The organism is Cupriavidus sp. YR651, from assembly GCF_900101625.1.
Taxonomy (GTDB): domain Bacteria; phylum Pseudomonadota; class Gammaproteobacteria; order Burkholderiales; family Burkholderiaceae; genus Cupriavidus.
In genome coordinates this window covers 841,305-854,189 of record NZ_FMYZ01000001.1, presented here as the reverse complement: position 1 = coordinate 854,189, position 12,885 = coordinate 841,305, and the positions used below count along the sequence as shown (strand labels likewise).

General features: G+C 65.9%; 13 protein-coding genes. 6 read left to right on the top strand and 7 right to left on the bottom strand.

The genetic code is table 11. The features are described from left to right. Window positions 1-243: 243 nt before the first annotated feature. Window positions 244-1,740, top strand: a complete 1,497-nt coding sequence (locus BLR29_RS03825) for a DEAD/DEAH box helicase (RefSeq protein ID WP_176860866.1) — start codon at window positions 244-246, stop codon at window positions 1,738-1,740. 70 nt (window positions 1,741-1,810) lie between these two features. On the opposite strand, the gene gluQRS is transcribed toward BLR29_RS03825, so the two are convergent. Together gluQRS and BLR29_RS03815 are read right to left on the bottom strand one after the other, a co-directional pair. Continuing rightward, complete coding sequence (gluQRS, locus tag BLR29_RS03820) at window positions 1,811-2,749, bottom strand: tRNA glutamyl-Q(34) synthetase GluQRS (protein WP_255371077.1); 939 nt, start codon at window positions 2,747-2,749, stop codon at window positions 1,811-1,813. Window positions 2,750-2,763: 14 nt separating this feature from the next. Further along, window positions 2,764-3,687 (bottom strand): LysR family transcriptional regulator, encoded by a 924-nt coding sequence (locus BLR29_RS03815; RefSeq protein ID WP_092134704.1) that lies wholly within the window; start codon window positions 3,685-3,687, stop codon window positions 2,764-2,766. A 154-nt stretch (window positions 3,688-3,841) separates the two neighbouring features. Between BLR29_RS03815 and BLR29_RS03810 the strand changes: the two genes are divergently transcribed. Together BLR29_RS03810 and BLR29_RS03805 are read left to right on the top strand one after the other, a co-directional pair. Next, window positions 3,842-4,540, top strand: coding sequence for a pirin family protein (locus BLR29_RS03810; RefSeq protein WP_092134702.1), 699 nt, complete (start codon window positions 3,842-3,844; stop codon window positions 4,538-4,540). Window positions 4,541-4,744: 204 nt separating this feature from the next. Further along, window positions 4,745-5,725 (top strand): CobD/CbiB family protein, encoded by a 981-nt coding sequence (locus BLR29_RS03805; RefSeq protein WP_092134700.1) that lies wholly within the window; start codon window positions 4,745-4,747, stop codon window positions 5,723-5,725. A gap of 63 nt (window positions 5,726-5,788) precedes the next feature. Here BLR29_RS03805 and BLR29_RS03800 read toward each other — a convergent pair whose 3' ends face one another. From BLR29_RS03800 to BLR29_RS03790, 3 genes are read right to left on the bottom strand one after another with little or no spacing between them, the layout of a single operon-like run. Next, window positions 5,789-6,094, bottom strand: coding sequence for a putative signal transducing protein (locus BLR29_RS03800; protein ID WP_092134698.1), 306 nt, complete (start codon window positions 6,092-6,094; stop codon window positions 5,789-5,791). Window positions 6,095-6,137: 43 nt separating this feature from the next. Beyond that, window positions 6,138-7,103 (bottom strand): ribosome small subunit-dependent GTPase A, encoded by a 966-nt coding sequence (rsgA, locus tag BLR29_RS03795; RefSeq protein WP_092134696.1) that lies wholly within the window; start codon window positions 7,101-7,103, stop codon window positions 6,138-6,140. After that, window positions 7,100-8,350, bottom strand: coding sequence for a M48 family metallopeptidase (locus tag BLR29_RS03790; RefSeq protein WP_092135435.1), 1,251 nt, complete (start codon window positions 8,348-8,350; stop codon window positions 7,100-7,102). Before BLR29_RS03790 ends, rsgA begins: the two co-directional genes overlap by 4 nt. Window positions 8,351-8,555: 205 nt before the next feature. Between BLR29_RS03790 and orn the strand changes: the two genes are divergently transcribed. Both orn and BLR29_RS03780 read left to right on the top strand, forming a co-directional pair. Beyond that, window positions 8,556-9,185, top strand: a complete 630-nt coding sequence (orn, locus tag BLR29_RS03785; RefSeq protein WP_092135434.1) for an oligoribonuclease — start codon at window positions 8,556-8,558, stop codon at window positions 9,183-9,185. A 95-nt stretch (window positions 9,186-9,280) separates the two neighbouring features. Continuing rightward, on the top strand, window positions 9,281-10,162 hold the full coding sequence (locus tag BLR29_RS03780; protein WP_092134695.1) for an AEC family transporter: 882 nt from the start codon (window positions 9,281-9,283) through the stop codon (window positions 10,160-10,162). Between the two features lie 9 nt (window positions 10,163-10,171). On the opposite strand, the gene mog is transcribed toward BLR29_RS03780, so the two are convergent. Together mog and yjgA are read right to left on the bottom strand one after the other, a co-directional pair. Beyond that, complete coding sequence (gene mog / locus BLR29_RS03775) at window positions 10,172-10,813, bottom strand: molybdopterin adenylyltransferase (RefSeq protein WP_092134693.1); 642 nt, start codon at window positions 10,811-10,813, stop codon at window positions 10,172-10,174. Further along, window positions 10,810-11,415, bottom strand: a complete 606-nt coding sequence (gene yjgA / locus BLR29_RS03770) for a ribosome biogenesis factor YjgA (protein ID WP_304441178.1) — start codon at window positions 11,413-11,415, stop codon at window positions 10,810-10,812. The genes mog and yjgA overlap by 4 nt, the downstream gene beginning before the upstream one ends. A gap of 57 nt (window positions 11,416-11,472) precedes the next feature. Between yjgA and pmbA the strand changes: the two genes are divergently transcribed. After that, on the top strand, window positions 11,473-12,840 hold the full coding sequence (gene pmbA / locus BLR29_RS03765) for a metalloprotease PmbA (RefSeq protein WP_092135432.1): 1,368 nt from the start codon (window positions 11,473-11,475) through the stop codon (window positions 12,838-12,840). The last annotated feature ends 45 nt before the right edge of the window (window positions 12,841-12,885 follow it).

The window sequence follows — 12,885 nt, the reverse complement described above, 5'->3', positions numbered from 1 at the left end:
GGCCGGCATTTGTGACACGCCGTTGAAATCCCATGTGGGGATACTGTCGCCTGCCATGTCCGCGTCCGGGCACTGATGGTAGAATCCAAGTCTTTGATTTTCTAGGCAATTGATCGCCTGACGCCGCTTCAGGCCGGAAACCCCGGCCCCGCCTGCCACTCCGGCCGGCCGGCGCACTTGCCGATCAGTTCGAGACGCGTGTCCGTTTGCGCTGGCATCGCCTCCCGCAACGACACCGAAACCATGACGATGACGACCACCCCAGACCAGACCCCAGCAGCAGAGCAGACGTTCGAGAGCTTCGGGCTGGATCCGCGCATCCTGCGCGCCTTGTCCGACCAGGGCTATACCAAGCCGACGCCGATCCAGGCGCAAGCCATTCCCGTGGTGCTGCTGGGCAAGGACGTGATGGGCGCCGCACAGACCGGCACCGGCAAGACCGCCGGCTTTGCACTGCCCATCATCCAGCGCCTGCTGCCGATGGCGAATGCCAGTGCTTCGCCGGCGCGTCACCCGGTGCGCGCGCTGATGCTGACGCCCACGCGCGAACTGGCGGATCAGGTCTACGACAACGTCGCCCGCTACGCCAAGCATACGGACCTGCGCAGCACCGTGGTGTTCGGTGGCGTGGACATGAACCCGCAGACCGATGCACTGCGCCGTGGCGTGGAAATCCTGGTCGCCACGCCGGGTCGCCTGCTGGACCACGTTCAGCAGAAGTCGGTGAACCTGTCGCAAGTGCAGATGCTGGTGCTGGATGAGGCGGACCGCATGCTCGACATGGGTTTCCTGCCGGACCTGCAGCGCATCATCAACCTGCTGCCGGCACAACGTCAGACGCTGCTGTTCTCCGCGACCTTCTCGACCGAAATCAAGCGACTCGCCTCCAGCTACCTGAAGGAGCCGGTGACGATCGAAGTGGCGCGCAGCAATTCGACCAACGAGAACGTGCGCCAGACCGTCTATTCCGTGGAGGATGGCCACAAGCAGGCCGCCGTGGTGCACCTGCTCAAGCAGCGTGCCACGAATGGAACCTCCCGCCAGTGCATCGTGTTCGTGAACAGCAAGATCGGCTGCTCGCGCCTGGCACGGCACCTGGAGCGCGAAGGCATCAACGCCGCCGCGATCCACGGCGACAAGACGCAGACCGAGCGCATGCAGACGCTCGACGGCTTCAAGAACGGCTCGATCGACGCGCTGGTGGCCACCGACGTGGCGGCCCGTGGCCTCGATATCCCCGACATGCCGTGCGTGATCAACTTTGACCTGCCCTATAGCGCGGAAGACTACGTGCACCGCATCGGCCGTACGGGCCGGGCCGGCGCCAGCGGCGATGCGCTGTCGATCTTTGTGCCGGGCGGCGACGAACGCCTGCTGGCCGATATCGAGAAGCTGATCAAGCGCAGCATTCCGCGCAGCACGCTGGAGGGTTTTGACCCGACCGGCGAGCGCGCCCGAAGCGAGGATGCCGATCGTCGCCGCCAACGCACCGACGTGCGCCGGACGCGCGAAGCTGGCGAGGGTGATGGCGAAGGCCGCCGCCGTCGCACGGAGTCGAACAACCGCCAGGCATTCCGTCCGTCGGACGATCCATTCTTCTCGCGTCCGTATGAGCCGTCGAGCAGCCATGCGCAGACGCAGCCGGCCGAGGAACAACTGGCCGCCGCACTCGCCCGTGGCCGTCAGTTGCCCAAGCGGCCCGTCGCCGCACTGCTGGGCGGCGCACCGCGCAAGTCGTGATGGTCTGAGCCGACTGGCTCGACGATGCAAGAAAGGCACCCTCGGGTGCCTTTTCTTTTTCTGTCGGATGTCAGCGAGGGGCCTGTGGCTGGCGAAGCAACATCGACCATTGTTCGGTCGCTGCCGCCAGCCACTCGGGAATGGTCGATTCGCCGTTGACGATGCCCAGGTGCGCACCGGCCGCACGCAACGCTTCCAGCGGCGCGGAGGTGTCGATTGCCTGTGCGCCGCTTTGCTTGCTGAGTTTCTCGCCGACGGCATTCACCACCACCGGCACATGCAGGTAGGCGGGTGTCGGCAGCCCCAGCAGATGTTGCAGATGGATTTGCCGCGGCGTGGAATCCAGCAGGTCGGCACCCCGCACGATATGCGTGATGCCCTGCGCGGCGTCATCGACCACCACCGCCAACTGGTAGGCCCACAGGCCATCGGCCCGGCGCAGGACGAAATCCCCCAACTCCGTCTCCAGATCCTGGCACTGGCGGCCCTGCCAGCGGTCGTCGAAGCAGATCGTCGCTGCCGGGCCGTCGGGCACCCGTACGCGCCATGCGCGCGGCAGCTTGCCGTGCAGGCCGTTGCGGCAGGTACCCGGATAGCCGAGCGTCTGATGGCGCTCCCGCACATGCACGAGCGAATCGGCAATCTCCTTGCGCGAGCACCCGCACGGGTAGAGCTGGCCGTTGGCATCGAGGCGATGCAGTGCTTCGGCGTAGAGCGCTTCGCGGCGGCTCTGCCAGACCGGCGGCTCGTCGGGATGCATGCCAAGGGTCTCCAGCGTCCGCAGGATGTCGGCGTCCGCACCGCTCACGCAGCGCGGATAGTCGATGTCCTCGATTCGCACGAGCCAGTCGCCGCCATGTGCGCGGGCGTCCAGCCAGGTGGCCAGCGCCGTGACCAGCGAGCCTAGGTGCAGCGGGCCGGTAGGCGAGGGCGCGAAGCGGCCGCGATAGCGCGACGGTGAGCGCGACGGAAGGTGCGACGGGGAGCGCGGCGTGGGCATTTGCGACATACGACGCCGCCAGGTCAGTCGGATTGCCCCACCGGCTGGAGCACCAGCGCCTGCGCCAGGCGAGGATCTTCCAGCTTGGTCGTCCACCATTGCAGCGCCTTGCCGCGCGTGCTGGTCCGCCAGGCCACCTTGAAGTTGCCCGGTGCGCGGATTTCGACGGTCTCGCGTGCCTGCAACACGCCGCTTTCGATATAGGGCTGTGCCATCGGTGCCGGCAGCCAGCCGCAACCCAGGCCGCGAATCTGCGCTTCGAGCTTGTCGCGCATGGTCGGTACCACCAGCACGTCCTGCCCCGCGAGCACGCCGTGGGTGCGCGCGGGCAGGTTGCGGGAGGTGTCGCCGACGGCCACGATGCGGTGCTTGGCAATCTGCATCGTCGTCAGCGGACCTTCCTCCGTCGCCAGCGGATGATGAGCGGCCACGGCGAACACGAATGGCATGGCGCCGAGCGGCCGCACCTGGAAGCCCTGCGTGCTCGGGGCTTCGTAGGCGCCGCCGATGATCAGGTCCGCCCGGTTGCTGACCAGTGCGTCCCACGCACCGCCAAGCACCTCTTTCGAAAACCGCAGCCGCGTGGCGGTGTTCTCGGCATAGAAGTCCTGGATCACTGGCAGGAGGGCGCGGAAATTGACCAGATCGTCCACGACGATGTTGAGGTTGGCCTCCCAGCCCGTGGCCAGCCGCTTGACGCGGCGTGCCAGGTCATCGGCTGCGTGCAGCAGGTGGCGGCCTTCGTCCAGCAGCGCACGGCCTGCCGGCGTCAGCTCAGCCCGGTGGCGCCTTCGGTCGAACAGCAGGACGTCCAGGTCCTCTTCCAGTTTGCGGACCACGTAGGTCAGGGCGGAGGGCACCTTGCCCATCTCGTGGGCGGCGGCGGCAAAGCTGCCCTTGCGCTCGATGGCATCAAGGACTTCAAGGGATTCTAGGGAGAGTGGCATATTCAGAAATTCTGAACGAGTGCTTCTAACGCGGTGCCCGCCAATATACTCCCACACCCCTAAACTGCCTAGCATCGAAACGCCACTGACCCAAGCCCGAGCCCGAATGGTAGGCCGGAGGGGCAGTGCAGAGGCCACAAGGAGGGCCATCAAAATGATTGAAATCCGTAAGTCTGGAGAGCGCGGTTATGCGGACCATGGCTGGCTGAAGTCATACCACAGCTTCTCCTTTGCCGATTACTACGATCCGAACCATATCCAGTTCGGGCCGCTGCGTGTGATCAATGAGGATCGCGTGGCGCCGGGCATGGGCTTTGGCACGCACGGCCACCGTGACATGGAGATCATCAGCTACGTGCTGGAAGGCGAGCTGGCCCACAAGGACAGCATGGGTAACGGAAGCGTGATCCGCCCCGGCGACGTGCAGCGCATGAGCGCCGGCACGGGTGTGCGGCACTCGGAATACAACCATGCGGCGCACGATACGACGCACTTCCTGCAAATCTGGATCATGCCGAACCAGCTCGGGATCGAGCCGGGCTACGAGGAACGCCGCTTCGAGGTGGCCGACAAGCGGGGCCAGCTGCGCCTGGTGGCCAGTCCCGATGGCGCCGAGGGTTCCGTGGTTGTGCATCAGGACACCCGGATCTTCGCCGGCCTGTTCGATGGCGACGAATCCGCCACGCTGAACCTCGCCCCGGGCCGCCGCGCCTATGTCCACGTGGCCCGTGGCCGCGTGTCGGTGAACGGCCGGGCGCTCGAGGCCGGCGATGCCGCCCGGGTGGAAGATGTCGATGCCATCAGCCTGTCGCAAGGCAGCGATGCCGAGGTGCTGGTTTTCGACCTGCCCTGACGCATTTGGCAAGTGCTATCCGTCCCCGTTCGCCAGCGGCCGGGGACGACCAAAGCCCGTCGGCAACCCGGCGGGCTTTTTTTTGCTTACGACCGCTTACAGGTCTTTTGCAATGCCGACACGGCGTGACGCTATGCTATCGTCTGACAATACCGCTATGCGACCGGCGCGGCACTTCGCCGCTGCCTCTGCTTCTGTCACGAGATGACCTTTGTTTCCATTCTCCTGGCGCTGATCGCCGAACAATTCCGTGCCCTGGGCCGGAATAACCCCATCTACGACATCGTGCGCGTACTGGGCGATCGGGCCGAACACGCCTTCGATACGGGCCGCCCGCGAGATGCCGCGCTGGCGTGGCTGACCGTGGTGGTGCCGCTGATGCTGGCCGCCGTGGTCGTGCACTATCTGCTGGCGTCGATCAGCGTGGCGCTGACGCTCGCCTGGAACGTGTTGCTGTTGTACCTGACCCTGGGCTTCCGCCAGTTCAGCCACTATTTCACCGATATCCACGAGGCGCTGAACCGTGACGACCCGCACACGGCGCGCGCGCTCCTGCACGAGTGGACCGGGCTGGATACCGTGGAGATGCCGGTCAGCGAGATTGTCCGCCACACGCTGGAAGCCGCGATCATTGCCGTGCACCGCCACGTCTTCGGCGTGTTCTTCTGGTTCCTGGTGCCCATCGGGCCCGGCGGGGTGGTGCTGTATCGCACCGCCGAGTTCCTGAGCCGCCAATGGAATACCCCATCCAACGAACGCAGCCCGGCGCTGGGCTGCTTTGCCGCGCAGGCGTTCTACGTGCTGGACTGGGTGCCGTCGCGGCTGACCGCGATCGGGTTTGCCATCGTCGGGAATTTCGAGGATGCGGTCTATGCGTGGCGCAATCACGCCCGCAAATGGAACGATGCGGTCAATGGCATCCTGCTGGCGAGCGGCGGCGGGGCGCTGGGTGTCCGGCTCGGGGCGCCGCTGGCTGAGGACGATTCCAGCGTGATGCTGCGCACCAGCCTGGCGGGCGTGGACTATGCGCCGGGCATGGCGGATTCCTCGGAACCGGTGCCTCCGGAATTCGGCGCGGACCCCGGCGTGCGCACGCTGCAATCGGCTGTCGGCCTGGTCTGGCGTGCCGTCATCCTGTGGATGCTGCTGCTGGCGATGATCTCGCTGGCGCTTTGGGTGGGCTAGTCTTCCAGGCAGCCGATCCGGCGATCGCTTCAATAGAAAAGCGCCACATACGTGGCGCTTTTTTTAATCGTGCTGCGCGCCGCAACGCCAGCATGCCGAAAATTGGGACTCGTGCCATTCCTTGCAGTGACGGCATTGCCAGCGCGGCCCCGGTGCGGGGTTGGCGGCGGCATTGAGCACGGCCCATGCGTCGGCCTCGGCGGCATCGTCGGCAATCCACACCTGTGGAGCGCTTTCCTGGAACGGGATATCGCCGGTCGCGCCGGCGAGCCACGTATTCCGTAATTCGGCCCGGATTCCCGCGGCCCGCAGCAGGTTTTCGCAGTGCGCGGCATGCACCAGCGACGGCGTCCTCAGCAGCAGTTTCATGATGGCGCGAACTTTCAGGCAGGTGCGCCAACCTTACCACGGACTACCAGGGTTTTTGCTGCCGGGACTCGTGCAGCAACTGCGTATAGAGCTGGTGCCTGCGTTCGGAGATCGCGCCGCCATCGATGGCTGAAAGCACGCCGCAGCCGGGCTCGTTCACATGGTGGCAGTTGTAGAACCGGCATTCGGTCAGGCGGGGGCGAAACTCTGGGAACGCGCGCTCCAGCATGCCTTCGCTCAGGTGGTGCAGGCCGAATTCCTGGAAGCCCGGTGAGTCGATCAGATAGCCGGGGCGGCCGTCAAGGGTGGCCCAGCCCGCCGGCAGGTGATACAGCCGCGTGAATGTGGTGGTGTGTTTGCCGGAATCGAGCTTGGCCGAGATTTCGCGCGTCTGCGCTTCCACGCCCGGGATCAACAGATTCAGCAGCGACGACTTGCCCATGCCGGACTGGCCGATCAGGATGCTCGACACCCCGGCCGTGCGCGGTTGCAGCGCTGCCAGGGCTTCCTCCGGGCGACCGTGGACGGATAGCTCCAGCGTGTCGTAGCCCAGGTCCTGGTAGAGCTTCAGCCTGCGTCGTGCGTCATCGAGCCGGCCGGTCAGGTCGGTCTTGTTGAGGATGACCAGAGGCCGGATCTCCAGCGCCTCGGCGGACACCAGGGCGCGGCCCAGCAGATCCTCGGAGAAACTCGGTTCGGTGGCCAGCACGATGATGACCTGATCGATATTGGCCGCCAGCAGCTTGGATTTGAACTGGTCCGAGCGATGCAGCAGGTTCTTGCGCGCGTCGACGGCGGTGATCACGCACTGGTCCGCCGCGGCGGATTCCACACGCACGTGATCGCCGACAGCGCAATCGCTCTTCTTGCCGCGCGGGAAGGCATGCAGGCGCGTGCCGTCGCCCAGTTCCACCACGTAGTGGCGGCCATGCGCTGCGATGATCAGTGCCGATTCGGTATTGCCGCCGGTGCCCTTGCCGGCGTTGTGATGGCGTGCGTTGCGGCTCATGCGTGCGCCAGCAGGCGATCGATCCGCTGGGCTGCCGGCGGATGCGAGTAATAGAACGCGCTATAGAGCGGGTCTGGCGTGAGCGTGGACGCGTTGTCCTTGTAGAGCTTCACCAGTGCCGATACCAGGTGGCCGGCGTTGGTCTGGTGGGCGGCGAATTCGTCAGCCTCGAATTCGTGCCGGCGTGACGACTGGCTGGCCAGCGGCCCCAGGATGAATGTGAACACCGGCAGCGTCAGGAAGAACAGCACCAGCGCCAGCGCATGATTGCTGGTGCCGAAGTTCGGCAGCACGCCCAGGCCCGTATAGAACCAGGACCGCGTGGCCAGCCAGCCCAGCAGGGCCAGGAACACCAGCGACAGCGCGAACGTGACCGCAATCATCTTGGCCACGTGGCGGCGCTTGAAATGGCCCAGTTCGTGCGCCAGCACGGCCTCCACCTCCTCGCCATCGAGCCGCGAGAGCAGGGTGTCGAAGAAGACGATGCGTTTGGCGGCGCCAAAGCCGGTGAAATAAGCATTGCCGTGGGCGCTGCGCTTGCTGCCATCCATCACGAACAACCCCTTGCTGGCAAAGCCGCACTTGCGCAGCAGCGCCTCGATGCGCTGCCGCAGGCCTTCGTCGGTCAGCGGCTCGAACTTGTTGAACAGCGGAGCAATGAACGTCGGCACGATCACCTGCAACAACAGGCTGAACGCCATCCACAACAGCCAGGTCCAGACCCACCAGTAGGGGCCGGCCCGCTCCATCAGCCAAAGCACCGCCAGCAGCAGCGGCAGGCCCAGAACGCAGGCCACGGCCATCATCTTGATCAGGTCCGCCAGCCACAGGCCGAAGGTCATCTTGTTGAAGCCGAAGCGTTGCTCAATGCCGAACTGGCCGTAGAGCGAAAAGGGCAGGTCGACCAGTCCGCCGATCAGCGCGACGCTGGCAATCAGCGCCACCCCATAGAGATAGCCGCCACCGTCGAACATGCGCAGCCAGAACTGGTTCAGCACGTGCAGGCCGCCGAGCATGGTGAAGCCGATCAGCACGGCAGCGCCGGCCAGCACCTCGAGCATCGACAGCCGCGTGCGGGCGATCGTGTAGTCGGCCGCTTTCTGGTGGGCGGGCAGCGTGATGGTGTCGGCAAAGCGGGCGGGCACGGCGCCGCGGTGGCGCGCCACATGGCGGACCTGGCGGGCGGCGAGCCAGAGCTTGGTCAGCACCATGACGACCAGGGCGGCAAGAAAGATCACTGTGAACATCGGCAAGGCCTTGTCGGGGACCGCGCCGGCCACGGCGCGCAAACGATGCCCGGCTGGCTTCTCGCAAAGTGCGCGGGCGGCCATCCGGGGCGGATATGCGAGAATTATAAGTTGTTCGCGCCGGGTGCCTGCCCGGACGATTGCGCTGAATTCGCGCTGGTTCGCGATTTCCCCTTCCGTACCCCATATCGAGCCGTACCGCCAGATGACAAGCCCCGCCGCCACCTCCGTAAAAAGTGAAAACAACCTGGTCTGGTTGGACATGGAAATGACCGGTCTGCAGCCGGACACCGACCGCATCATCGAAGTGGCGGTGGTGGTCACCGACGCCGAGCTGAATATCCTGACCGAGGGGCCGGTGCTGGTGATCCACCAGCCAGATAGCGTGCTGGACGCCATGGACAACTGGAACAAGGGCACCCACGGCCGCTCGGGCCTGATCGACAAGGTCAAGGCCTCCACGCTGACCGAAGCCCAGGCCGAAGCCGAACTGCTGGCTTTCCTGAAGCGCTGGGTGCCGGCCGGCAAGTCGCCGATGTGCGGCAACTCGATCTGCCAGGACCGCCGCTTCATGGCGCGCCATATGCCCAAGCTGGAGTCGTTCTTCCACTACCGCAACCTGGACGTGTCCACGCTGAAGGAACTCTGCAAGCGCTGGGAACCGGCCATCCACAAGGGTTTCATCAAGCGGCAGCTGCACACGGCGCTGGCGGACATCCTGGAGTCCGTGGAAGAACTGCGCTACTACCGCACGCATTTCATCAGGTCGTCGGCGGCCGAAGCTGCCGCCGCGGCTCCGGCCGCACCGGACGCGCCCGCCGCGCCCGCCGCGTGAGGCACAAGCGCACAAGCATCGAACAATAACCCGGCGGGCAGCCCCGGAAGCCGGGGCCGCCACGCCGTCCGCCCTCCTGCCGCCCGCATCCCGCCATGTTCACCCGTATCGTCTCGATCATCACCCCGGTCATCCTGATTATCCTGGTGGGGTGGCTGTACGGGCGGCGCGCCCATCCGGACATGGCGGGCATCAATCGCGCGACGCTGGACGTGATCGCGCCATTGCTGGTGGTTTCGGCGTTCGTCAGCAAGGAATTCGTGCTGGCCGACCAGCTCGTGCTGCTGGCCTGCGCCGTGGCGGTGGTGATCGGCTCCGGCATCGTGGCCTGGATCGTCGCGCGGCTGACCAAGGCCGACCCGCGTACCTTCGTGCCGCCGATGATGTTCAACAACTGCGGCAACATGGGCTTGCCGCTGTCGGTCTTCGCGTTCGGCCCGGCCGGGCTGGCGCCAGCTGTGGCGTTGTTCGCGGCATCCAACCTGATGCACTTCACGATCGGCATGAAGATCGTCAACCGGCACGCGTCGATGGCGCAGATCGCGCGCAACCCGATGGTGCTGGCGACGGTGGTCGGTGTGGCGCTGTCGCTGGCGCGCCCGGTGTTCACGCTGCCGCAACCGGTCTATGAATCGATCAAGCTGCTTGGCGACGCCACGGTGCCGCTGATGCTGTTTGCGCTGGGCGTGCGGATGAAAGACGTGAGCCTGCGCAACTGGGGGATGGGGATGCTGGGCGCCGCGGTGTGCCCGCTGGCCGGCATCGCGGTGGCGCTGCCGCTGGCCTGGTGGGTGCCGATGAGCGACCTGCAGCGCGGGCTGCTGTTCGTCTTCGCGGCACTGCCGCCGGCGGTGCTGAATTTCCTGGTGGCCGACCACTTCCGGCAGGAGCCGGATCAGGTGGCCTCCATCGTGCTGCTGGGCAATATCGCGGCCGTGGTTTTCATCCCGCTGGGACTCTACCTCGGCCTCAGGTGACCACGGCCGTCAGGCGGCCGGCCGGGTGCGCACCGCGTTCTTGGGACGCCAGGCCTTGACCACGGCTTCGTCGGTCTCGATGTAGGGGCCGCCGATCAGGTCGATGCAATAGGGCACTGCGGCAAATACCCCCTGAATGATCGACTTGCCGTCGGCATCGCGCAGGCCTTCCAGTGTCTCGCGGATCGCACGTGGCTGGCCCGGCAGGTTGACGATCAGCGCGGCGCGGCTCGGTGTCTCGCGGATCACCGCCACCTGGCGCGACAGGATCGCGGTCGGCACGAAGTGCAGGCTGACCTGCCGCATCTGTTCCCCGAAACCCGGCATTTCCTTGGTTCCCACGGCCAGTGTGGCCTCCGGCGTCACATCGCGGCGCGCCGGGCCGGTGCCGCCCGTGGTCAGCACGAGGTCGCACCCCGCCACGTCCACCAGTTCGATCAGCGTGCGGGAGATCAGCGCCTTTTCATCCGGGATCAGCCGTTCCACGCCTTGCCAGGGCGACGTCAGCGTACGGCCGAACCAGTCGCGCAGGGCGGGAATGCCCTCGTCCTGGTAGGTGCCGGACGACGCCCGGTCGGAAATCGATACGAAACCGACCACCAGCTCGTCGGGATGGTTGCGGGAAACGGGTGCGTTCAGCGGCTGGGTCATGCCTCGGGCTCCGGTGCAGGGGCGGATTCGGGGGACGCGCCGGCATCGGTATCTTCCAGCGCGGTCTTGATGGCCTGGAACAGCTCCCGGAAGTACTTGGGCGGTCGAGCCTGTTCCCTTTCCTTGCGGGCATTGCGGATGATATTGCGCACCGACTGGACGTCCACGCCCGGGTGCTCGCCAAGGAACTTGGTCAGCGCCGCGTCGTCGGCCAGCAACAGTTCGCGCCAGCGTTCGATCAGGTGCAGGCGGGCGGTTTCCGCCTTGCTGGTGCCCTTGAAGCCCTCCAGCGCGGCGCGGATGGCGTCCACCTCATCGTCGTCCAGCCCGCGCATGACCTTGCCGACGAACTGCATCTGGCGTCGCTTGCCTTCATGGCTGGTGATCTTGCGCGCCTGACCGATGGCATCGGCCAGAGCTTCGGGCATCGGCACGCGGGCCAGCCGGTCGCGCGGCAGGGCTTCCAGTTCGGCGCCCAGGTCTTGCAGCGCCGTCATGTCGCGCTTTTTCTGCGACTTGCTCTTCGGCAGGTCGTCATCCGGCTCCGGGGCAAATCCGCCCGGGAAATGAGAATTGGAGGTGCTACGGGTATTTCGCGTCATAGGCGGCATTTTATCTTGCTATGATTCCCGTTTGGACTTTTGATGACGCCCGCCCACATGGACCAGATTGCCGAACCGACCGCGCATTTCACCTATTCCCAGGATCAGCTCAGGGCCATGGCGGCCGATGTGCTGCGCGTGGCACGCGAGTTGGGGGCGACGGACGCCGCCACCGAAATTTCCGAAGGCAGCGGCCTGTCGGTGACGGTACGCAAGGGCCAGGTGGAGACCATCGAGCAGAACCGCGACAAGGTCGTGGGCGTGACGGTCATGATCGGCAAGCGCCGCGGCAATGCCAGTACGTCGGACTTTTCGCCGGCGGCACTGCGCGCCACGGCCGAGGCGGCGTACAACATCGCCCGCTTCACCGCCGAGGACGATTGTGCGGGACTGGCCGAGGAAGAGCTGCTGGAGCGCGATCCGCAGGACCTGGACCTGTTCCACCCGTGGACCGTGGATGCCGAGGAGGCCATCGACATCGCCCGCCGCGCCGAAGCCGCCGCGTTTGCCGTGTCGCCCAAGATCCGCAACAGCGACGGCGCGAGCGTATCGGCCCAGCATTCGCAGTTCGTGCTGGCCACCTCGCGTGGCTTCTCGGGCGGCTATCCGTATTCGCGCCATTTCATCTCCTGCGCGCCGATCGCCGGTTCGGGCGGCGGCATGCAGCGCGACGACTGGTATTCGTCCAAGCGGTCGCCGCTGACGCTGGCCGCGCCGGAAGACATCGGCCGCTACGCCGCGGAGCGCGCGCTTGCGCGCCTGAACGCGCGCAAGCTGACCACGCGCAAGTGCCCGGTGCTGTTCGAAGCTCCGCTGGCGGCCGGTCTGCTGGGCGCCTTCGTTCAGGCGGTCTCGGGTGGCGCGCTGTATCGCAAGTCCACGTTCCTCTATGACTCGCTGGGCAAGGCCGCATTTGCCCCGCACATCCAGATCCACGAGCAGCCGCACGTACCGGGTGCCATGGGCAGCGCGCCGTTCGACGAAGAGGGCGTGCGCACGCACGAGCGCGACGTGGTGCGCGACGGCGTGGTGGAAGGCTATTTCCTGTCGACGTACTCGGCACGCAAACTGGGCATGCAGACCACCGGCAACGCGGGCGGCTCGCACAACCTGACGCTGAGCAGCACGCTGACGCAGCCGGGCGATGATTTCGCCGGCATGCTGAAGAAAATGGGCACGGGCCTGCTGGTGACGGAGCTGATGGGGCAGGGCGTCAACTACGTGACGGGCGACTATTCACGCGGCGCGTCGGGTTACTGGGTGGAAAACGGCGTGATCCAGTATCCGGTGGAAGAGATCACGATCGCCGGCAGCATGGTCGAGATGTTCAAGCAGATCGTGGCCGTGGGCGCCGATGCGCTGGTGCGCGGCACCAAGGAAACCGGGTCGATCCTGATCGAGCAGATGACGATCGCGGGCAACTAGGCTGCGGAACGACAAACAGAAACGGCACGGTGCGAACCGTGCCGT